Genomic DNA, 19753 nt, shown 5'->3' on the forward strand with positions numbered 1-19753 from the left:
CTTCGCTTATTTTAGAGTTCTAATGGTCCTCGCCCACGCCGTCCCGGAACTCCGTGGGCGTGATTCCCACCCACTTTTTGAAAATACGGCTGAAATAATTGGGGTTGGCGTAGCCGGAATCCACGCAGACCTGCTTGATGCTCAGCTCCCGCTCCGAGAGCAGCCGCTTGGCCGTCTCAATCCGGATTCCGGTCAGATACTCCGTAAAGTTCATCCCCGCCTCTTCCTTGAACAGCTTGCTGAAATAATAGGGGCTGATCCCTACGGCTCTGGCCACCTCCTCCAGGGAAATATCTTTGCGGAAATTCTGCCGGATATAGTCCTGGGCCCTGGTGATAATGCCGTCCGGCTCCTGGTTTTTAATGACCACGGCCTGGGCCAGTTCCACCATGGCGGCCACGAACTTCTGGCGCGCCGTCTCCTCATCCCCGGCCGCAAGCAGGGCGCTCAAAAGCTCCTGATCCCGGACCGGCGCGCCCCCCTGGTCCTGCACCATCCGCCTGGCTAAAAGCAGCATCTCCATGAGCTGTAGTTTTTCTTCCTCCAGGGCGCTGGCCTGATTTTTAAACACCCAGCCGGCAAAGACCGTGGCCTCCTGGCGGGCTTCGTGCTCCATACCCATGGAAACCGCCTTTAATACCATCTGCTCCATCAGCTGTTTCTGTTTTTCCCGGTTATCCTTCACCACCAGGTCGTCGATATGGTTCACGTTCCGCATTCCGTGGCGCAGCGCGTTGAGCGCTTCCTGGTAGGAATCAAACATGTCCTCCCAAGGCCGGACCGTTCCGATCCCGGCTTTAAAGTCAATCCCAACCGCATGCTTTAACGAGGTGACCAGACTTCTGGCCTTTTCGATCAGCTGAAGCCGGGCTGCGTACTCCAGATTCGGCTCCACCGCAGGGATCACGCAGATCATCTTGTTTCCCATGATTCCGCTGACAAAGGCCCGGAAATACACCTTCACCAGCTCCGACATTTTCCCGTAATATTTATGTGCCAGGACGCCGGACCCCACCGGGTTGCCCATGGCCGCGCCCTCCCTGGCGTTGCCCCACTCCAGAGCCATGATGATGCCGTAGTCCTCCTCCAGGTTTAACAGGCTCCGGTACTGCTCCCCGCTGTCCTCATATTCATTCTGAATGATCAGGCTGATGACGAACCCATTTTCAATAATAGGGATCACCGCCTCCATCTTTTCCTTCACCAGGAGATCGTCCCTGCGTTTCTGCCGCTCCTGGTCAATGGTGTGCATCATGCCGGTCAGGCGCTCCACGATCACTTTTTATTGATGGGCTTCATCAGGTAATCCACGGCCCCCAGGCGCAGCGCCTCCTTGGCATAATCAAAATTATCATAAGCCGTCAGGATCAGGGTCTTGACCCTTGGGTTCTGGGCGCGGATTTCCTCCATGGCCTTCAGTCCGTTGATGCCCGGCATCTGGATGTCCAGAAGGGCCATATCCGGCTGAAAGCTCTCCGCAACCTCAATGGCCTGCCGCCCGTTCTTGGCAATGGCGACCTGGCACTCGCTGCCGAAGTTCTTTTCTATGATGTACTGAAGGGAGTCCGTTACAATCCCCTCGTCATCTGCTATCAGAATCTTGTACATTGCCTGCTCCTTTGTCTGTTACAGCATGTTCGCGGCTTCCGCCACGGCCCCGGCGTCTCCCCGGAGGACCGGCACCCGTATGGTCACGGAGGCGCCTTTTCCCTCTCCGCCGCTCTCCACCGCCATCACATCCACCCGGTCAAAATACAGCCGCAGCCGTTCCCGGACGTTGGCGAGCCCCACGCCGTTGCCTGAATCGTGTTTATCCTCCTGAGGCGGGATATTTCCGGTATTTAAATTCTCCAACGTCTCTTTCGATATGCCCATGCCGTTATCCCGGATGCAGATCACGGCCTCCCCGTTCTCCTGGCCTACGGAAAACCAGATCCGTTTTTCCCACTCCACGCCGCCCAGCCCGTGGCGCAGGGCGTTTTCAATCACCGGCTGCAGCACCATACCGGGAAACCGGATGTCCAGAAGCCTGGTGTCGATTGACTTTTCCAGATGAATCTCATTGGAATACCGCACATTCATGATGTACATATAGCTGTCGATCAGCTCGATCTCCTCCCCCAGGGTGGAAACCTCCCCGTTGCTCTTTAAGCGGTACCGGAAGAAAGAAGCCATATTCTCGATAAACGCGTAGGTGCGTTCCGCGTCCTCCATCATGGCCAGCTGCTGCCCCGCATTTAAGGTGTTGAACAGAAAATGAGGATTGATCTGCGCCTGGTAGTATTTGAGCTGCGCGTCCTTGAGCAGGTTTTCCATGGCCAGCTCCCGCTCCTTCATCCGAATCTCCATCTCCATGCTCTCACGGATCCGCCGGATATAGTCGTTGATGCTGGCGATCATCTGGTTAAATGCCACCGTCACGGTGCCCACCTCATCTCCGCTCTCCGGCTCCTCCAGGGAGATGCCGAAATTCCCGCGCCCCACCTCTTTTGCCTTTCCCGCCAGCTTTTCCAGGGGCCGGGTAAAGGTCCCGATCATACGGTACAGCAGCGCCATCAGGCAGCAGGTGACGCCTATCAGCACCGCGATCATAAACACTTCCAGATACCGCAGATACCGGTACAGCACGTCGTAATTTTCCGAATTGGCCTTGAATCTCAAGTCGTCCAGCCCGCGTATGTATGCCTGAAGATACGTGTACAGCTTCTGAATCTCCTCATAGCTTGCCTTGTAGGAGGTCACGTCATGCCGCTTTTTTGCTTGTATGGCCTCGTCGGTCAGCTCCAGCCAGGAAAGGGCAAGGCTGCGGATATTGCGCTCCATGCGCCGGGCCGGATGGTCGGTGATGGTATCGTCAATCTCCTCTACCATCGCCTCAAACACGTTCCGGTTGCGTTCAAACGCCTCCAGAGCCTCCTGGCTCTGAATATTCAGATACTGATACACATTGCTCTCCAGCTCCGTCAAAAGCCCCTCCAGCTCTCCCAGGCGGATATTCGTGGCGTACACCTGATCCATATTTTTTACAATGGTATCGATACGGCCAAACAGAAGAAGATTAATCCCAAGGGAAACCGCCATGGTGATAATGACCGGAAGGATCAGCTTGGTGCGCAGAGACTGGTTCGAAAAATACTTACTTTTCCAAAACCGATGTTTCTCCATCCCGAACCTCCCTTCTGTACTCCGCAGCCAGGGACCGGTCCACCAGCATCGTGTCCACCTCCGTATAGTAGCTGACCATATGGTACTTCAGATAGGTCATGAGGGCCTCCACGCTCATGCGCCCCATAGCTTCCGCGTCGATGGTGATCGTGGAATCGATATACCCCTCCTCGATGCCCTCCAGGATCGCATCCGTAACATAACTGCCGATCACCTTGATCCGGTCGGACAGCCCCCTGTCGTAGATCATCTGGCAGGTGGACTGGGTGATAACCTCGTCCAGGCAGATGATCATATCCGGCTGTTCCACCATTCCCTCCACAATATCGTGGATCACGTCCTCCGCGTTGTTTAACCCCTTATCATCCCGGATAATCCTGAAATCAAAGCGGATCTGCTCCTGCTGCACCGTATTCTGAAGTCCCTGGCGGAACCAGTTCCGGCTGGTTTCGTTAAACCTTGCCCCCGGAAACAGCACGGTCACCAGCCGGGTATTCTCATCGGCCAATTTGAGCACCCGTTTCCCGAATTCCTGTCCCAGGAAATAGTCGTTGATCCCCACAAATCCCTGCCGCCTGGAGCCCTGGACATCCTTCTGCATGGTAATCACCGGAATCCCAAGGCTGCACGCCTTGTCGATCATCTCCTCGCTCACTTTCCCGTCCGTCGGACGCAGAAGGATCCCGTCCACCCCTTCATAGATGGCCACATTGATGGCATCCTCCATGGAGAACCGGTCCACCAGCCCCTCGTCGATCTGCTCCACATAGGCCCCGTACTCCCGGCCTTCCTCCACCGCGCCCTGATATACGTTCTTCCAGAAAGAATTATCCGTATCATCGGATATGATGGCGATATGATAGTCATAAGAGCTGTAGGCCGCCTCCACCGCAGATTGGTTTTCCAGCAACAGAAAATAGCCGGCAAACATGGCGGCAACCGCCGCTCCCAGGAGAATGCCCGCTGCTGCATATAATTTTTTCGTAAGAACCGGTTTCTTTTTAGGATCTGTTTCCATGGTATACACTCCTGCGGATTATTCATACAGCCTAAGTCAGTCAACTATAAGTATAACATGAATCAGCTAAAATCCAAACGGTATCTGAGCGGCGATTTGAAAAGGCGGCCCCGTGACAGTTTTACACCGTCCCGGAACCGCCCAAAGCCTCGGCTCTCTATTCCTCTATACTTTATTCCGCCGTCTTTCCCATCAGACTGTCCATCACCCGCTCCACCGTGCTGATCTCTGTCGCCCGGCAGGCGTTGCTGCCGCAGAACAACAGCGCGTTGTCGTTGTCTCCCCGGGCCGCGTTCACCAGGGCCTGGGTGATACAATAAGGAATCTTTGCAATATCGCACTTTTCCAGGCACCGGTAACAGTGCGGAATCGCGGGGCGTATCCCGTCTCCCACCGCGGTGAGGAAGCTGTTCTTGATCGCCCGCCCCGGCATGCCCACCGGGCTCTTGGTGATCACGATGTCCGCCTTACCCGCGGCAATGTACGCCTGCTTGTAGACCTCCGGCGCGTCACATTCCTCAGTGGTCACAAAGCGGGTCGCCACCTGAACGCCGTCCGCGCCCAGACCGATCTGGTGCATCACGTCCTCATGGGTGTAAATACCTCCGGCCACCACAACAGGGATATGACGCCCGTACTTATCCCCATACTCCTTCACCACCTTGAGAATGGCCTTTATCTCCTGGTCGTAGGCCGCCTGATTGTAGCTGGACGGCACATCGTCCGTGTCGGCCCCGTACTGGGTCAGCTGATCCAGGGAGAAGCCCAGGTGGCCGCCTGCCAGCGGGCCTTCCACCACCACCAGGTCCGGCGCGGTGTGGCATTTCCGGTCCCACATCTTACAGATAACCATGGCGGACTTGGCGGTGGAGACGATGGGCGCCAGCTTGATCCGGCGCTTGGGGGGCTCTTCCATCTCCCGGTAGGCCTCCTCCACATACTCCGGCAGGGACACGGGAAGCCCCGCGCCGGAGATGATGATATCCGCTCCGGCCTTAACAGCCTCCTTCACCCAGCGGTCATAGTGCTTGGTGGCTACCATGATATTAAAACCGATGGCTCCCTCCGGGGCAATCTCCCGGGCCAGCTTCATTTCCTTATGAATGGCGCGGGCGTTGGCCTCCTCGGGGTTTTCGGCAAAATCCGGCTCCGTGAACCCGATCTGAGCGGCGGAGATAATCCCCATACCGCCAGCCTTGGCGACGGCCCCGGCCAGCCTGTGCAGGCTGATCCCGACGCCCATTCCTCCCTGGATAATCGGTTTCTCAACAACTAAATCGCCAATTACTAACGGTCTCAACTCTTCCATCACATTCTCCTAAATCGGTCGTACCGGTGGTTTGCCAGCTCCTCTCCGCTCATGGCCCCATAGGTCTTGAAGAAATCCTCCATGGCCACGTCCATAAGCTCCGCCAGCCGGAACAGGTTTTCCTTGCTGGCAGGCTGCTCTTCCGGAATGATCCGCTCAATCAACTTCAAGTTCTGTAAATCTTTGGCCGTCACCTTCATGACTTTGGCCGCGTCCGGCGCTTTCTTGCTGTCCTTGTACAGGATGGAGGCGAACCCTTCCGGGGAAAGGATGGAGTAGATGGCGTTTTCCAGCATCCACACCTCATTCGCCACAGCCATGGCCAGCGCGCCGCCGCTACCGCCCTCGCCGATCACCATAGAGAGCACGGGCACCGTCAGGGAAGCCATTTCAAACAGGTTGCGGGCAATGGCCTCGCCCTGCCCCCGCTCCTCAGCCTCCAGGCCGCAGAACGCGCCGGGGGTGTCCACGAAACAGACCACCGGACGGTTGAAGGTCTCCGCCTGTTTCATCAGCCGCAGGGCCTTGCGGTATCCGTCCGGGGACGGCATTCCGAAGTTGCGCTTGATGTTTTCCTTGGTGTTCTTGCCCTTCTGCTGGCCGATCACAGTCACCGGCATGCCGTGGAACATGGCAATACCGCCCACGATGGCCCCGTCGTCCTTAAAATACCGGTCGCCGTGGAACTCGATGAACTCGTCGAAAATCGCATTGATATAGTCCGTCGCCACCGGGCGGTCCGATTTCCGGGACAAAAGCACCGTATCCCAGGCGGTTTTTCCACCGTCCTGGCCGGATTTTCCCTTTTTATCCACAGAAACGGCCTTCTCATCCTTCCCGGAATGTGCATGGGCCGCAGCCAGCGCAGGTCTTGCAGCCCTGGGAACCATGGCGTGCTTTTGGTGCATGAACAGAATCTGGCCGATCACCTTCTTCTGATCCCTGCGCTCCACGATTTTGTCCACAAAGCCGTGGTCCAGCAGGAACTCGGACCGCTGGAAGCCCTCGGGCAGCTTCTGGCCGATGGTCTGCTCGATCACCCGGGGACCTGCAAAACCGATCAGCGCTCCCGGCTCCGCCAGGATGATGTCGCCCAGCATGGCGAAGCTGGCCGTCACGCCGCCGGTGGTGGGATCGGTGAGCACGCTGATGAACAGCTGCCCGGCCTCGTGGTGACGCTTTAACGCCGCGGAGGTCTTGGCCATCTGCATCAGAGACACGATTCCCTCCTGCATCCGGGCGCCGCCGGAACAGGCGAAGAGAACCACCGGGAGCTGCTCCTTTGTGGCCCGCTCCACCGCGTCCGTGATCTTCTCGCCCACCACATGGCCCATGCTGCTCATGATGAACCGGGCGTCGCAGACGCCGATCACGGCCGGGCTGCCGTCCACCGTGCATTTTCCGGTGACCACGGCCTCATTTAACCGGCTCTTCTCCCGGGCCGCCTGAAGCTTCTTCTCGTACCCCGGGAATTCCAGGGGATTGGAAACCGGCATATCCTGGTTCCACTCCTCAAAGGAGCCCTCGTCCGCGATCATCTCGATGCGGCGGTATGCGTGGACGCGGAAATACCCGCTGCATTTCGGACACACATAGTAATTGTTGACAACATCCTCCACATAGATCGGCTGTCCGCACTTGTTGCATTTGCGCCACAGGCCCTCCGGAATGTTAGGCTCTGCGCCCTCGTTCCCCTCCTGCGGTTTGTATTTTGCATCGATCCTGGTATATGTCTTTTTGAACATATTCCGCAGCATTGGCAATCCCCTTCCTTTCTATATCCCGGAGCGCGGCCGGAAATCCGTTTCCGCCATCCGCTCCCTAACGCACGTAATCCGGGAAATATTTCTCAATAAATCCAGTGTCCGTGTTTCCCTCCTGGAACGCCTCGTTTTCCAGTATCTCGTACTGGAAATTCACGTTGGTCTCGATGCCCTCGATGACCAGCTCGCCCAGGGCGCTTCTCATCTTGGCGATGGCGGAGGCCCGGTCCTTGTCGTAAACGATCAGCTTCATCAGCATGGAATCGTAGTTGGCGGGCACCTTGTAATCGCTGTAGATGTGAGAATCCACCCGAACGCCGTTTCCGCCCGGCGCATGGACGTTGGTGATCAGTCCCGGGCAGGGCATGAAGTTCTTCGACGGGTTCTCGGCGTTAATCCGGCACTCGATGGCGTGGCCCTTGATGACCACGTCCTCCTGGCGCACGCTGAGTTTTTCCCCCGCGGCAACGCGGATCTGCTCTTTGATCAGGTCCATTCCGGTCACCATCTCGGTCACCGGGTGCTCCACCTGGATTCGGGTGTTCATTTCCATAAAATAGAAATCTTTGTTTTTATCCAGCAAAAACTCGATGGTTCCCGCGTTCTCGTAGCCCACGGCCTTTGCCGCCCGGACCGCCGTATCGCCCATGCGCTGCCGCAGGTCCTGGGTGATGACGTCGCAGGGAGCCTCCTCCAGCACCTTCTGGTGGCGGCGCTGGATGGAACAGTCCCGCTCGCCCAGATGAACCACGTTGCCGTGCTTATCCGCCATGATCTGGAACTCGATGTGGCGGGGCTTCTCGATGTATTTCTCAATATACATGGTGTCGTCGGAAAATCCCTTCACGGACTCCATCTGGGCCGCGTTGAAGTTCTCCGTGAAATCCGCCTCGCCCCGGGAGATGCGCATGCCCTTGCCGCCGCCGCCGGAGGACGCCTTGATCATCACCGGGAAACCGATGGATTTGGCCATCTCCAGGGCCTCCGCGGCCTGGTGAACCGGCTCCTTGCTGCCGGGCACCACGGGCACGCCCGCATCCATCATGGTGCGGCGGGCCTCGGACTTGTTGCCCATCCGGTTAATGATCTCTGCGGACGGCCCGATGAAGGCGATGTTGCACTCCGCGCAGAGCTTGGCGAACTTGGCATTTTCCGACAGAAAGCCGAAGCCCGGATGGATGGCGTCGGCCTTTAAGGCCACGGTGGCCGCCAGAATCCGTTCCATGTTCAGATAGCTCTGACCCGACGGAGCGGGGCCGATACAGATGGCCTCGTCGGCCAGCAGGGTGTGCAGGCAGTCCCGGTCCGCCTCCGAGTAAACGGCCACGGTCTGGATGCCCATCTCACGGCAGGCACGGATGATGCGGACCGCGATTTCTCCTCTATTTGCAATCAAAATCTTCTTAAACATCGGCTTTCTACCTCATTTTCCTTATCCAATCAGCCAATCATGAAGGTCAGCTCCGCGCTGGCCGCAAGCTTGCCGTCCACGGTCGCGGTGGCTTTTCCGATGCCAACCGGGCCCTTCTGCTTGATGATCTCGCACTCCAGGCGCAGCTTGTCGCCGGGGCGCACCATCTGCTTGAACTTGCAGTTGTTGATGCCGCCGAAGTAGCCGGTCTTGCCCTTGTAGCCCTCCACGCTGAGCATAGCCACGGAGCCCACCTGGGCCAGGGCCTCGATGATCAACACGCCCGGCATCACCGGGTTGTGGGGGAAATGCCCCTGGAACTGCGGCTCATTGAAGGTGACGCATTTGTAGCCGACGGCGCGTACGCCCGGCTCCAGCTCCTCGATGCAGTCCACCAGCAGAAACGGATGTCTGTGGGGCAGAATTTCCTCGATCTCTTTGATTCCCATTAACATGTGTTTTCTCCTCTCCCCGCGGGAAAATCCCCGCGACCTCCACTAGCGGATGCGGAACAGCGGCTGTCCGTACTCCACCACTTCCTCGTTCTTTACCAGCACGGCCTCAACCACACCGTCAAACTCGCTCTCGATCTCGTTCATCAGCTTCATGGCCTCGATGATTCCAAGCACCTGGCCCTTTTTCACCGTGTCGCCTACCTTGACAAACACCTCGGCGTCCGGGGAGGAGGCGGTGTAGAAGGTTCCAACCAGGGGGCTGGTCACCACCTTGTCGGAGCTGATTCCCGCCTCTGCGGAGGACTCGGCAGCGCCGTTCTGGGCAGCGGCCGCCGGAGCCGCCTGGGCCGCCATGGCGGCGCCCATCATCTGGGCGCTCACAGCCGCCGAGGCCGCGTCCATGGCGGGCGCGCCCACGGTGACGATCTGGGGCATCTCCTTCTCACGCTTTAAGGAGATTTTTACGTTTCCCTCTTCCAGTTCAAAGCTGGTCAGGTTGTAATCGGATACAGCCTTCACCAGTGTCATAATCTCATCTATATTCATGGTTTGACCTCTTTCTTTCCCTTTACGCGAGACAGCGGATTATTCACAGAAGCGTTTTACCAGCAGGCTGGCGTTGTGGCCGCCAAAGCCAAGAGAGTTGCTGATGGCGTAGTTCACTTCCATGTTTACGCCCTCGCCCTGCACGTAATCCAGATCGCAGCCCTCGCCCGGGGTCTCCAGACCTACGGTGGGATGTACGTATCCCTCCTCGATGGATTTTACGCAGGTGATGAACTCCACGCCGCCGGCAGCGCCGATCAGATGGCCAATCATGGACTTGGTGGAGCTGACCTTCACGTCGTAGGCGTGGTCGCCCAGGGCCAGCTTGATGGCCTTGGTCTCGAACAGGTCGTTGTGGTGGGTGCTGGTTCCGTGTGCATTGACATAGTCGATGTCAGCCGGGGTGATTCCCGCATCCTTGATGGCGTCCAGCATGGCTCTGGCAGCGCCGCTGCCGTCCTCCGCCGGGGAGGTGATGTGGTAGGCGTCGCAGGTTGCGCCGTAGCCCACAACCTCGGCCAGAATCTTCGCGCCTCTGGCTTTGGCGTGCTCTAAGGACTCTAAAACCACCACGCCCGCGCCCTCGCCCATCACGAAGCCGCTGCGGTCCTTGTCAAAGGGGATGGAGGCCCGCTTGGGGTCCTCGTTGGTGCAAAGTGCGGTCAGGGCGGAAAATCCCGCGATGCCGATGGGGGTGATGGCCGCTTCCGTGCCGCCTGCCAGCATTACGTCCACCTCGCCGTACTGGATGGAGCGCATGGCCTCGCCGATGGAGTGGGTGCCGGTGGCGCATGCGGTCACCACGTTGATGCATTTGCCCTTCATGCCGTACTGGATGGCCACGTTTCCGGCCGCCATGTTGCTGATCATGATGGGAACCATCAGGGGGTTCACCCGGCTGGGGCCTTTTTCTTCCAGTTTTTTACATCCGCGCTCGATCTCCTGCAGGGACCCGATTCCGGAGCCGATGCTCACGCCCACGCGGAAGGGGTCTTCCTGTTCCATGTTGAGGCCGGACTGGGCAAGGGCCTGGCTGGCCGCCGCCACCGCAAACTGGGAGAAGCGCTCCATGCGGCGGGCGGTCTTGCTGTCCATGTAGGCCTTGGGGTCAAAGTCTTTTACCTCGGCCGCCAGTTTGCACTTAAAGTCCGCCGTGTCAAAGCAGGTGATGGGGCCGATTCCCACCTCTTTATTCTTGATTCCGTTCCAGAAACTGTCCACGTCGTTTCCAATGGGGGTGACGACGCCCAGGCCGGTTACAACAACTCTCGTTTTCATATTTTATATCTCTCCTGTTCTAAGTGCCAAAAATATGTTGGGTCGCGGTGGTTCAGAGGGCTATCTTCTTGACCTCTGAACTATTACGTTACATCGCCATTCCGCCGTCTACGCTAATGACCTGGCCCGTGATATAGCGGGCAGCGTCGGAAGCCAGGAACGCGACAAGATTCGCCACATCTTCCGTCTCGCCGAAATGCTTCATGGGGATCTGCTCCACCGCAGCGGCCTTTACGCCGTCGCTCAGGCACTCGGTCATGTCGGTGTTGATAAAGCCGGGCGCCACCGCGTTTACGGTGATCCCTCTGCTGGCCAGCTCCCTGGCCGCGGACTTGGTCAGTCCGATCACGCCGGCCTTAGCCGCGCAGTAATTGGCCTGGCCCGCGTTGCCCAGCACGCCGGATACGGAAGAAATGTTGATAATCCGGCCTGATTTCTGTTTTAACATCTGGCGCGACACATGCTTCACGCAGTTGAACACGCCCTTTAAATTCGTCTGGATCACTGCGTCGAAGTCCTCCTCGGACATCTTCATCAGCAGGTTGTCGCGGGTGATTCCCGCGTTGTTTACCAGAATATCCAGACGGCCGTACTGTTTGAGGATTCCGGTCATAAGTCCGGCGCACTTGTCAAAGTCGGCAACATTGCACTGAATGGCCTCCGCCTTGCCGCCCGCTGCTGTGATCTCGTTTACAACTTCCTCTGCTTTTGCCGCGGAACCGTTGTAGTTTACCACTACGGTGGCTCCCTGCGCTGCCAGGGCCAGCGCGATCTGCCTGCCGATTCCCCGGCTGGCTCCTGTTACCAATGCAATCTTGCCTTCCAACATGTCTTCGTCCCCTTTCCAGTCCGTTCCGTTATGTTTCGTTTACTGCGCCTGAAGGGCGTTTACTACCTTGTCCACGTCCTCCAGCGTCTCTATGTTCAGGGTTGTCACCCCGCGATTGATCTTTTTCATGAACCCGGCCAGGGTCTTGCCCGGCCCGATCTCGATGAAAGTGTCCACGCCGTCCGCGATCATGGCTTCCACGCTCTGCTGCCAGCGCACGGAGGAAGATACCTGCCGCTCCAGCAGTCCCTTCACCTCGCCTGCGCTTCTCACATAGGAGGCGTTCACGTTGGCCACGTAGGGAATCTGCGGCTCGTTCACCGCCACGTTTTCCAGCACCTGGCCCAGCTTTCTGCCCGCCTCGGTCAGCATCCCGGAGTGGAACGGCCCGCTGACGTTGAGCAGCAGGGCCCGCTTGGCTCCCGCGGCCTTAAGCTTCTCACAGGCCTCCTCCACAGCTGCCTTTCTGCCGGAAATGACGATCTGGCCGGGGCCGTTGTAGTTGGCGATCCACACGTCCTCCATGGAACCGGTGACCTCCTCGATGGCGGAGGCGTCCAGGGCCAGAATGGCCGCCATTGCGCCCTCCCCAACCGGAACGGCTTCCTGCATGAGGATTCCCCTCTGGCGCACGGTGGAAATGGCGTCGTCCGCGCTCATCACACCCGCAGCTACCAGAGCACAGTATTCACCAAGGCTTAAGCCCGCAGCCACATCCGGCTTTACGCCGCGCGCCTTTAAAACCTCCATCATGGCGATGCTGGCGGTCACCATGGCTGCCTGGGTGTACTCCGTGATATCCAGCCGGTCGTTCTCCTCAAAACACAGCTCCGGCATGGAGAATCCCAGAAGCTCGCTGGCCCGGTCGAACACCGATCTGCCAATCTCTGTATTCTCATAGAAATCTTTGCCCATTCCGCATTTCTGCGCTCCCTGTCCGGGAAAAATAAATGCAATCCTGCTCATATTCACCGCTCCTTTGTCAGAATGTAACCGTTCAGACATCTGTCCGCTTATGACCAGTGCATCAGCTCGGACGCCTGGGCCATCATTTCCTCAATCATTTCCTTACAGGTCTGTTCCTTGCTGATCATTCCCGCAATCTGGCCCGCCATGACGGTGCCGTTCGTCACATCGCCCTCCATCACGGCAGTGCGCAGCGTACCCAGAGTCAGGTATTCCAGCTCCTCAAAGGACTTGCCCTCCTGCTCCAGCTTGACGTACTCCCTGGTCATCTGGTTGCGCAGGCAGCGCACCGGATGGCCGTGGCTGCGGCCCGTGACCGCGGAGTCGATATCCTTGGCCTTGATCACCCGCTGCTTGTAGTTGGCGTGTACGATGGACTCCTTGGCAACCACAAAGCGGGTGCCCATCTGCACCGCCTCCGCGCCCAGCATGAATGCGGCGGCAATTCCTCTGCCGTCGCCGATTCCGCCCGCGGCGATCACGGGGATGGACACGGCGTCCACCACCTGGGGAACCAGGGTCATGGTGGTCTGCTCGCCGATGTGGCCGCCGGACTCCGTGCCCTCCGCCACCAGAGCATCGGCTCCGTACTTCTCCATGCGGCGTGCCAGAGCCACGCTGGCAACTACGGGGATCACCTTGATCCCGGCGGATTTCCACATATCCATGTACTTCTCCGGATTGCCCGCGCCGGTAGTCACCACCTTGATGCCCTCTTCCACCACTACCTTGGCCACATCATCGGCGTGGGGGCTGAGCAACATCACGTTCACGCCAAAAGGCTTATCTGTCAGCTCCTTGGCCTTGCGGATCTCGGCGCGCACCACCTCGCCCGGCGCGTTGGCTCCGCCGATCAGTCCGAAGCCGCCCGCCTCGGATACGGCCGCAGCCAGATTATGCTCTGCTACCCAGGCCATGCCGCCCTGAATAATCGGATATTCAATCCCTAACATCTCCGTAATTCTCGTTTTCATATCGTTTCCTCCAGTTCTACATTCCCTGCGGCAGCATCGCACCTACCGGCAAATCCGCGGTCAGCGCCTTTCCGGCAAGTCAATGCGCGTATGCAACTGCCTAAGCCCGTTGCATTTAATGAACAATGGCCCGCAAGCTATGCCGGCGGCCCATTACACTCAGCAATCGCCCGCAGGCTGCGCCGGCGGCCCATTACATTCAGCAATCGCCCGCAGGCTGCGCCGGCGGCCCATTACATTCAGCAATCGCCCGCAGGCTGCGCCGGCGGCCCATTACATTCAGCAATCGCCCGCAGGCTGCGCCAGCGGTCCATTACATTCAATGAAACAGCGTGTATTCTGCACGCCGTTTCATCTTTGGTCCTCTTATTCGACTTACGCCTCTACGCCCTTTGCCTTTAAGTAATCCATAACCTGTCCCACGGTGGTCAGCTGCTCCAGATCCTCGGCCGGGATCTCTACGGAATACTCATCCTCCAGAGCCATCACCAGCTCAAACAGGTCCAGGGAATCCGCGCCTAAGTCCTCCTTGAAGGAAGAAGCCTCGGTAACGGTCTCCGCGTCCACACTTAACTGCTCCGCAATAATCTCTTTCATTTTCTCCAACATGTTATTTTTCTCCTTTTACGTTTTGATTTTATAATGAGATATTTTTTTATGCCTTACCATTCTACCAGAGTTGCGCCCCATGTCAACCCCGCACCGAACCCGGACAACACAATTTTATCTCCGGGCGCCAACATTCCCTTCCGGTTCATCTCGTCAAGCAGCAGGGGAATGGATCCGCCGGAGGTATTTCCGTAGCGCTCCATGTTGGCCGGGAACTTGCTGATATCCGCCTTTAAACGCTTGGCTACGGACTCGATAATCCGGTAATTGGCCTGATGGAGCACGAAGTAGCGGATCTCCTCCAGGGAGGTGCGATTCTCCTCCAACAGCTCCTTTATGATCTCGGGAACTTTTTTCACCGCAAATTTAAACACTTCCTGGCCGTCCATGGTCATATAACCCAGCTCCGGCTTTTTCCCCAGCAGGAAATTGCCGTTGGTCCTGGACCCGCAGGTGAGCACGCCGCCCTTGGTCCCGTCCGAATGCATTTTCACGCCGATCACGCCCCGGTCCGCCGCCTGGACAACCACCGCTCCGGCTCCGTCGCCGAACAATACGCAGGTTCCCCGGTCCGTCCAGTCCAAAAGCTTGCTGAGCACGTCGGCCCCCACCACCAGAGCCGTCCGGTAAATGCCCGCCTGGATAAACGCGTGGGCCGTGTTCAGGGCGAACACAAATCCCGTGCAGGCCGCGCTGATATCATAACCGGCCGCGTTCACCGCCCCGATCTGTTCCTGTATCTCACAGGCCCCGTTGGGGAAGCAGTAGTCCGGTGAAGAAGTTGCCAACAGGATCAAATCCACATCCTCCGGCGCAATGCCCGCCTGGTCCAGCGCCTGTTTTGCCGCCTGAGCCGCCATGTATGAGTTGGTCTCCGTGGTGGCGATTCTGCGCTCGCCGATACCGGTCCTGCTGCGGATCCACTCGTCATTGGTCTCCACAATCCTGGCCAGGTCATCATTTGTTGCGATTTGTTCCGGCACGTACGCACCGGTTCCTACGATCCTTGTTGTCATCATCCTACCATCCGAATCCTTATCGTTTTCTGTGCAACTTTTGTTTAACTTTCAAATACTTTGAACATCAAAGTAATACTACAGGATACGCCTGCATTTGTCAAGAAAAATTTCCCGGATTTGGTTTGGGCTTCCCGTATTTTCATCGCCAAAATTCGCCCTTGTGCAAAAAGGTCTGTTGTAAGCTCTTCCAAATGTTAATTTTTTTCGAACTTTTTATAAACTTTACATTTTATTACCATATATTACCGTTTTGGGGCGGTCGGGATATTGACTTTTTTTGGCGAATCTGCTAATTTAATACTGCAAGGGAGTAAATTTTTTACAAGGGGGTAAAAAATGAAAACAACTGGCGTTGTCCGTAAATTGGACGAACTCGGCCGAATTACGCTTCCCATTGAACTGCGCAGGAGCCTGAACCTGGATGTTAAGGATGGTTTGGAGATCACGGTGCAGGACGATTGCATCATTTTGAAGAAAGCGGAGTCCGCCGACATTTTCACAGGCAGTACCGACGACCTGATTGATTATGAGGGCAAGAAAGTATCCCGGTCATCTGTCTTGGCACTGGCAAAACTGGCAGGACTTAACGTGTCAGAATAACAAAACGGCCTGCTGCTACTTCTTCTGTAATAAAGTCTCTTTATTATAGAAGAAATGGCAGCAGGTTTTTTGTATCTCCGGCCCTGCGCCGTGCATTTCCTTATTTTAATGTCTGCTGATAAATCTCTCTCCTGCTCACGCCCCGGTCCTTCGCGACCGCCTTCATGGCCTCCTTCTTGTCCATCCCGCCCTTCATGTAATATTCCAAATGATCCTCAAGGCTCATCTCCTCCCAGGAACGGATCTTCTCTTCCTCCAGCTCCCGCACGGAAATGCCCTCGATCACAATCACGCACTCCCCTCTGGGTTCCTCTACCTCATAAGCGCTCAGAGCCTGCTCGAAGGTGGTGCGAAACGCGGTCTCATGCTTTTTGGTCAGCTCCCTGCACACGGTGATGCGCCGGTTTCCCAGGGCCTGGTACAGGTCCTTCAGGGTTTTTACCAGATGATGGGGGGCCTCATAGACGATGATGGTCCGCGTCTCCCGCTTCAGCTCCTCCAGAATCCTGGCCCGCTCCTTCTTATCGCCCTTCTCCGACGGCAAAAATGCCTCGAAGCAGAACCTGCGGGTGGACAGCCCGGACATGGTCAGAGCCGTGATGCAGGCCGCCGGGCCGGGCAGGGAAGTGACCTCGATTCCCGCCTCGTAACACTGGCGCACCAATTCTTCGCCCGGGTCTGAAATCCCCGGAGTGCCCGCGTCGGTGATCAGCGCCACATTGAGGCCCTGGGCCATCTGGGACACCAGGTAAGCGGCTTTCTCAACCTTATTGTACTCGTGGTAGCTGGTCATGGGGGTTTTAATCTCAAAATGATTCAGAAGCTTGATGCTGTGGCGGGTGTCCTCCGCCGCGATCAGATCCGCTTCCTTTAAAGTCCTCAGCACCCGGAACGTAATGTCCTCCAGGTTGCCGATGGGCGTTGCGCACAGATATAATGTTCCTGCCATCGCGTTCTCCTTCTCCTGCCGTTTGGCTGTCACGGCTCAATATCCGTATGTGGTCCGAATCTCATCGGAATACTGGCCGTTCCCATCAAATACCACCACCGGGGACTCCACCTTCATCAGGGCCCCGCCCCCGCGCACCGCCTCGATGAGCACCATGTTGGCCTCCCGGTCCGCGTAGGGGTGGACGAATTTCATCCGCTTCGGCTCCAGCCCGTGGCGGGTGAAGGTATCCAGAATCTCCACCAGCCGCCTGGGCCTGTGAACCATGTAAAAACGGCCCATGGGCCGCAGCACCTTCGCTCCCTCCCGGATCACGTCCTCCAGGGTGCACAGTACCTCGTGGCGGGCGATGGCCTTGGCGTCTCCGGGGTTTTTCAGGCCGTGAGCGCTGTTCATGTAGGGCGGGTTGCTGGTGACCACATCAAAAGAAGCCAGCTTGAACAGCCGGCCGGCTTCCTTTATATCACCTGTCACAATCTCCACCTTTTCCTCCAGGCGGTTGTAAGCCACGCTCCGGCGGGCCATATCCGCCGACTCCTCCTGAATCTCCAGGCCGGTAAAATGCCTGCCCGGGGTCTTGGCCTCCAGCAGAATGGGGATGATCCCCGTGCCGGTGCCCAAGTCCAGCGCTGTCTCCCCCGGCTTCACCACCGCGAACCCGGACAGCAGCACCGCGTCCATACCAAAGCAGAACGCGCCCTTGCGCTGAATGATGCCGTAGCCATTGCGCTCCAGGTCGTCGATCCGTTCATCGTCCCGCAGAAGCACGGGACCGGCCTCTGTCCAGGTGTGTTCCCTGTCTCTGCTCTCAGTTGTCATCCAGCTTTGACTTTCCTTCCTTTTTTTCAAGGGCTTCCAGCTTTTTGAGCTCGGACTCGGACGTCTCCCGCTCCTTCTCCTTGCCGCCCTTGCCCTTTTTCTTGCGGGGCTTGAACTTCAGCTGGTCCGACTTGTACTCCCGAATCTCCTTCTCGTCCCGGTCCACGGTCACAACCACTTTCACCAGCTGGCGCAGCACGTTCACGCTCTGCACCTCGCCCTTTAAGCCGTCGTTTGTGGTCACGTAGTCTCCCGGGTTGGGCAGCCTGCTGTTGAGAACCTCGTAGGTCTCCTCCTCGTTCTTTAAGCAGCACATCAGACGGCCGCAGACCCCGGAAATCTTGGTAGGGTTCAGGGAGAGGTTCTGCTCCTTGGCCATCTTGATGGACACCGGAATGAACTCCGAAAGGTAGGAATGGCAGCACAGCGCCCGGCCGCAGATGCCGATGCCGCCCATGATCTTGGTCTCGTCCCGGACGCCCACCTGCCGCAGCTCGATGCGGGTCTTGAACACGCTGGCCAGGTCCTTCACCAGCTCGCGGAAATCGATTCTCCCGTCCGCGGTAAAGTAAAACAGCACTTTATTGTTGTCGAAGGTGTATTCCGCGTCGATCAGCTTCATCTCCAGGTTATGCTTTTTGATCTTCTCCTGGCAGATGCGGAACGCCTCCTTCTCTTTCTCCTTGTTGCGCTTCTCCACGGCCTCGTCCTCGGGCGTGGCCATGCGGATCACCGCCTTTAAGGGCGGCACCACCTTGGAATCCTCCACTTCGCGGTTTCCCAACACCACGTAACCGTATTCGATGCCTCTGGCCGTCTCAACAATCACGCGATCTCCTATTTTAATCTTCCGCCCGGCGGGATCGAAATAATAAATCTTGCCCGCGGTGCGGAAGCGCACTCCGATTACAGTTATCATATTGACTTTATCTCCTTTTCCAGCGGGCAGAGCCCGCCCATCTATCCATCTCGCTTTTATTATTCCCGTAAATCCGGCTTTCAGGCCCGGCCCCGTCTCCAGGGCGCGGCCTCGGTCAGTTTTCCTTCATCGTCAGCAGAAGCAGCTCCATAACCAGTTCCATGTTCACATTGGCGTCCAGACGGATTCTGGCCTTGTCGATGGCGGTGAGTATGCGCTCCAGCCCCTCGTATCCGCTGACCGTGCTCATGGCGTTCACGGTGGAAAACTCGTCCTTGAAGATCAGAAGGTTGATATCCTTGGTGGTCTTGTACATCAGCACGTCCCGGTACCACATCTGCATGAAGTCCAGGCACTGGTGAATGTCCAGCTTGTCCTCCTTCATCTTCCGGATGCGCTCCAGCAGCTCCGAGATATCCGACTTTTTCAGATTCTTTAGCAGGTCCAGCAGCTCCCCGTAGAGATGGCGGAAGTCCTCGGAATCCGCTAGGTGGATGGCCTTGCCCAGATTCCCGCGGGCAAAGGCGGTGTAAATCTCCGCCTGGGACAATTCCACGCCCATCCGGCTCACCAGATAGTCCTTAACCTCCCCGTCCTTCAGCGGCTTCAGCTTCAGCTGCACGCAGCGGGACAGGATCGTGGGCAGAAACGCCTCCGCGTTGGTGGTGAGAAGCAGGATCACCGCGTAGGCGGGCGGCTCCTCGATGGTCTTAAGCAGAGCGTTCTGGGCCTGCACGGTCATCTTCTCCGCCTCGTCCACAATGTAGATCTTGTGGGCGCTGCTGTAGGGCTTCACCTGAATGGTATCGTTGATCTGCCGCCGCACATCGTCCACGCCGATGCTGGCCGGTTTCTCATGGGTCACGTAGATCAGGTCCGGATGGTTCCCGGACATCACCTGCTTGCAGGCGTGGCACTGGCGGCACGGGTCCGCCTGCCCCTTCTCGCAGAGCAAGGCCAGGGCGAATGCGTTCGCCAGGGACTTCTTGCCCATCCCCGCCTCGCCTGAGAGTATATATGCATGGGAAATATTCCCGGTTAGTACTGCGTTGAAAAAATGTTCCTTGATCGGTTCATGGCCCAGTATTTCTTTTAATTCCAGCATTACTGTCCCCCTTGTGGCT

Annotated in this window: 20 protein-coding genes; 1 reads left to right on the forward strand and 19 read right to left on the reverse strand. The window is 57.5% G+C overall.

The window, feature by feature from the left end; genetic code table 11:
• Positions 1 to 19 precede the first annotated feature (19 nt).
• The 15 genes from ACK2JC_RS12490 to ACK2JC_RS12560 all read right to left on the reverse strand — a co-directional run bounded on the left by ACK2JC_RS12490 (position 20) and on the right by ACK2JC_RS12560 (position 15339).
• A complete protein-coding gene (locus ACK2JC_RS12490; RefSeq protein WP_411338492.1) occupies positions 20 to 1255 on the reverse strand; it encodes a helix-turn-helix domain-containing protein in 1236 nt (411 codons plus the stop codon).
• 20 nt (positions 1256 to 1275) lie between these two features.
• Positions 1276 to 1608, reverse strand: coding sequence for a response regulator (locus ACK2JC_RS12495; RefSeq protein ID WP_320937319.1), 333 nt, complete (start codon positions 1606 to 1608; stop codon positions 1276 to 1278).
• A gap of 18 nt (positions 1609 to 1626) precedes the next feature.
• Positions 1627 to 3165, reverse strand: a complete 1539-nt coding sequence (locus tag ACK2JC_RS12500; RefSeq protein WP_092362777.1) for a histidine kinase — start codon at positions 3163 to 3165, stop codon at positions 1627 to 1629.
• Positions 3137 to 4183 carry a sugar ABC transporter substrate-binding protein gene (locus ACK2JC_RS12505; protein WP_320937320.1) on the reverse strand — a complete coding sequence of 349 codons (1047 nt, stop codon included), beginning with the start codon at positions 4181 to 4183 and terminating at the stop codon, positions 3137 to 3139. Before ACK2JC_RS12505 ends, ACK2JC_RS12500 begins: the two co-directional genes overlap by 29 nt.
• Positions 4184 to 4355: 172 nt before the next feature.
• Positions 4356 to 5492, reverse strand: coding sequence for a nitronate monooxygenase family protein (locus tag ACK2JC_RS12510; protein WP_320937321.1), 1137 nt, complete (start codon positions 5490 to 5492; stop codon positions 4356 to 4358).
• Positions 5492 to 7249, reverse strand: coding sequence for an acetyl-CoA carboxylase carboxyltransferase subunit alpha (locus tag ACK2JC_RS12515; protein ID WP_092362783.1), 1758 nt, complete (start codon positions 7247 to 7249; stop codon positions 5492 to 5494). The genes ACK2JC_RS12510 and ACK2JC_RS12515 overlap by 1 nt, the downstream gene beginning before the upstream one ends.
• 64 nt (positions 7250 to 7313) lie before the next feature.
• Positions 7314 to 8666, reverse strand: a complete 1353-nt coding sequence (locus ACK2JC_RS12520) for an acetyl-CoA carboxylase biotin carboxylase subunit (protein WP_118755735.1) — start codon at positions 8664 to 8666, stop codon at positions 7314 to 7316.
• A gap of 29 nt (positions 8667 to 8695) precedes the next feature.
• Positions 8696 to 9121: a 3-hydroxyacyl-ACP dehydratase FabZ gene (gene fabZ, locus ACK2JC_RS12525; RefSeq protein WP_024737899.1), complete on the reverse strand. Its 426-nt coding sequence runs from the start codon at positions 9119 to 9121 to the stop codon at positions 8696 to 8698.
• 42 nt (positions 9122 to 9163) lie between these two features.
• The gene (gene accB, locus ACK2JC_RS12530) at positions 9164 to 9667 is read right to left on the reverse strand and encodes an acetyl-CoA carboxylase biotin carboxyl carrier protein (protein ID WP_320937322.1); all 504 of its coding nucleotides are present in this window, start codon (positions 9665 to 9667) and stop codon (positions 9164 to 9166) included.
• Positions 9668 to 9706: 39 nt separating this feature from the next.
• On the reverse strand, positions 9707 to 10945 hold the full coding sequence (gene fabF / locus ACK2JC_RS12535; protein ID WP_092362787.1) for a beta-ketoacyl-ACP synthase II: 1239 nt from the start codon (positions 10943 to 10945) through the stop codon (positions 9707 to 9709).
• 88 nt (positions 10946 to 11033) lie between these two features.
• Positions 11034 to 11774: a 3-oxoacyl-[acyl-carrier-protein] reductase gene (gene fabG / locus ACK2JC_RS12540; protein WP_320937323.1), complete on the reverse strand. Its 741-nt coding sequence runs from the start codon at positions 11772 to 11774 to the stop codon at positions 11034 to 11036.
• Positions 11775 to 11813: 39 nt separating this feature from the next.
• Positions 11814 to 12740, reverse strand: a complete 927-nt coding sequence (gene fabD, locus ACK2JC_RS12545) for an ACP S-malonyltransferase (protein ID WP_320937324.1) — start codon at positions 12738 to 12740, stop codon at positions 11814 to 11816.
• 47 nt (positions 12741 to 12787) lie between these two features.
• Entirely contained in the window at positions 12788 to 13714 is a 927-nt protein-coding gene (fabK, locus tag ACK2JC_RS12550) for an enoyl-[acyl-carrier-protein] reductase FabK (RefSeq protein WP_092362793.1), read from the reverse strand.
• 375 nt (positions 13715 to 14089) lie between these two features.
• The gene (gene acpP / locus ACK2JC_RS12555; protein WP_007708120.1) at positions 14090 to 14323 is read right to left on the reverse strand and encodes an acyl carrier protein; all 234 of its coding nucleotides are present in this window, start codon (positions 14321 to 14323) and stop codon (positions 14090 to 14092) included.
• A 53-nt stretch (positions 14324 to 14376) separates the two neighbouring features.
• Positions 14377 to 15339, reverse strand: a complete 963-nt coding sequence (locus tag ACK2JC_RS12560) for a beta-ketoacyl-ACP synthase III (protein ID WP_107435038.1) — start codon at positions 15337 to 15339, stop codon at positions 14377 to 14379.
• A gap of 339 nt (positions 15340 to 15678) precedes the next feature.
• Between ACK2JC_RS12560 and ACK2JC_RS12565 the strand changes: the two genes are divergently transcribed.
• Positions 15679 to 15942, forward strand: a complete 264-nt coding sequence (locus ACK2JC_RS12565) for an AbrB/MazE/SpoVT family DNA-binding domain-containing protein (protein ID WP_007708129.1) — start codon at positions 15679 to 15681, stop codon at positions 15940 to 15942.
• Between the two features lie 100 nt (positions 15943 to 16042).
• Here the strand turns inward: ACK2JC_RS12565 and rsmI are convergent, their stop codons facing one another.
• The 4 genes from rsmI to holB form a co-directional block, all read right to left on the reverse strand.
• Positions 16043 to 16891 carry a 16S rRNA (cytidine(1402)-2'-O)-methyltransferase gene (gene rsmI, locus ACK2JC_RS12570; protein WP_092362797.1) on the reverse strand — a complete coding sequence of 283 codons (849 nt, stop codon included), beginning with the start codon at positions 16889 to 16891 and terminating at the stop codon, positions 16043 to 16045.
• A gap of 36 nt (positions 16892 to 16927) precedes the next feature.
• Positions 16928 to 17710, reverse strand: a complete 783-nt coding sequence (locus ACK2JC_RS12575) for a tRNA1(Val) (adenine(37)-N6)-methyltransferase (RefSeq protein ID WP_320937325.1) — start codon at positions 17708 to 17710, stop codon at positions 16928 to 16930.
• Positions 17700 to 18629, reverse strand: a complete 930-nt coding sequence (locus tag ACK2JC_RS12580) for a stage 0 sporulation family protein (protein ID WP_092362801.1) — start codon at positions 18627 to 18629, stop codon at positions 17700 to 17702. Before ACK2JC_RS12580 ends, ACK2JC_RS12575 begins: the two co-directional genes overlap by 11 nt.
• Positions 18630 to 18744: 115 nt before the next feature.
• Positions 18745 to 19734, reverse strand: a complete 990-nt coding sequence (holB, locus tag ACK2JC_RS12585) for a DNA polymerase III subunit delta' (protein WP_107435041.1) — start codon at positions 19732 to 19734, stop codon at positions 18745 to 18747.
• Positions 19735 to 19753 lie beyond the last annotated feature (19 nt).

The organism is Enterocloster lavalensis (genome assembly GCF_046603895.1).
Taxonomy (GTDB): Bacteria; Bacillota; Clostridia; order Lachnospirales; family Lachnospiraceae; genus Enterocloster; species Enterocloster lavalensis.

Excerpts from the sequence above, each read along its gene's own strand:
- ACK2JC_RS12510 (WP_320937321.1), bottom strand. The coding sequence starts at position 5,492 with ATGGAAGAGTTGAGACCGTTAGTAATTGGCGATTTAGTTGTTGAGAAA.
- ACK2JC_RS12575 (WP_320937325.1), bottom strand. The coding sequence starts at position 17,710 with ATGACAACTGAGAGCAGAGACAGGGAACACACCTGGACAGAGGCCGGT.
- ACK2JC_RS12560 (WP_107435038.1), bottom strand. The coding sequence starts at position 15,339 with ATGACAACAAGGATCGTAGGAACCGGTGCGTACGTGCCGGAACAAATC.
- fabK (WP_092362793.1), bottom strand. The coding sequence starts at position 13,714 with ATGAAAACGAGAATTACGGAGATGTTAGGGATTGAATATCCGATTATT.
- acpP (WP_007708120.1), bottom strand. The coding sequence starts at position 14,323 with ATGTTGGAGAAAATGAAAGAGATTATTGCGGAGCAGTTAAGTGTGGAC.
- fabZ (WP_024737899.1), bottom strand. The coding sequence starts at position 9,121 with ATGTTAATGGGAATCAAAGAGATCGAGGAAATTCTGCCCCACAGACAT.
- fabG (WP_320937323.1), bottom strand. The coding sequence starts at position 11,774 with ATGTTGGAAGGCAAGATTGCATTGGTAACAGGAGCCAGCCGGGGAATC.
- fabD (WP_320937324.1), bottom strand. The coding sequence starts at position 12,740 with ATGAGCAGGATTGCATTTATTTTTCCCGGACAGGGAGCGCAGAAATGC.
- accB (WP_320937322.1), bottom strand. The coding sequence starts at position 9,667 with ATGAATATAGATGAGATTATGACACTGGTGAAGGCTGTATCCGATTAC.
- ACK2JC_RS12580 (WP_092362801.1), bottom strand. The coding sequence starts at position 18,629 with ATGATAACTGTAATCGGAGTGCGCTTCCGCACCGCGGGCAAGATTTAT.
- ACK2JC_RS12515 (WP_092362783.1), bottom strand. The coding sequence starts at position 7,249 with ATGCTGCGGAATATGTTCAAAAAGACATATACCAGGATCGATGCAAAA.
- rsmI (WP_092362797.1), bottom strand. The coding sequence starts at position 16,891 with ATGGCAGGAACATTATATCTGTGCGCAACGCCCATCGGCAACCTGGAG.
- ACK2JC_RS12490 (WP_411338492.1), bottom strand. The coding sequence starts at position 1,255 with ATGATGCACACCATTGACCAGGAGCGGCAGAAACGCAGGGACGATCTC.
- ACK2JC_RS12520 (WP_118755735.1), bottom strand. The coding sequence starts at position 8,666 with ATGTTTAAGAAGATTTTGATTGCAAATAGAGGAGAAATCGCGGTCCGC.
- ACK2JC_RS12505 (WP_320937320.1), bottom strand. The coding sequence starts at position 4,183 with ATGGAAACAGATCCTAAAAAGAAACCGGTTCTTACGAAAAAATTATAT.
- holB (WP_107435041.1), bottom strand. The coding sequence starts at position 19,734 with ATGCTGGAATTAAAAGAAATACTGGGCCATGAACCGATCAAGGAACAT.
- ACK2JC_RS12500 (WP_092362777.1), bottom strand. The coding sequence starts at position 3,165 with ATGGAGAAACATCGGTTTTGGAAAAGTAAGTATTTTTCGAACCAGTCT.
- fabF (WP_092362787.1), bottom strand. The coding sequence starts at position 10,945 with ATGAAAACGAGAGTTGTTGTAACCGGCCTGGGCGTCGTCACCCCCATT.
- ACK2JC_RS12565 (WP_007708129.1), top strand. The coding sequence starts at position 15,679 with ATGAAAACAACTGGCGTTGTCCGTAAATTGGACGAACTCGGCCGAATT.
- ACK2JC_RS12495 (WP_320937319.1), bottom strand. The coding sequence starts at position 1,608 with ATGTACAAGATTCTGATAGCAGATGACGAGGGGATTGTAACGGACTCC.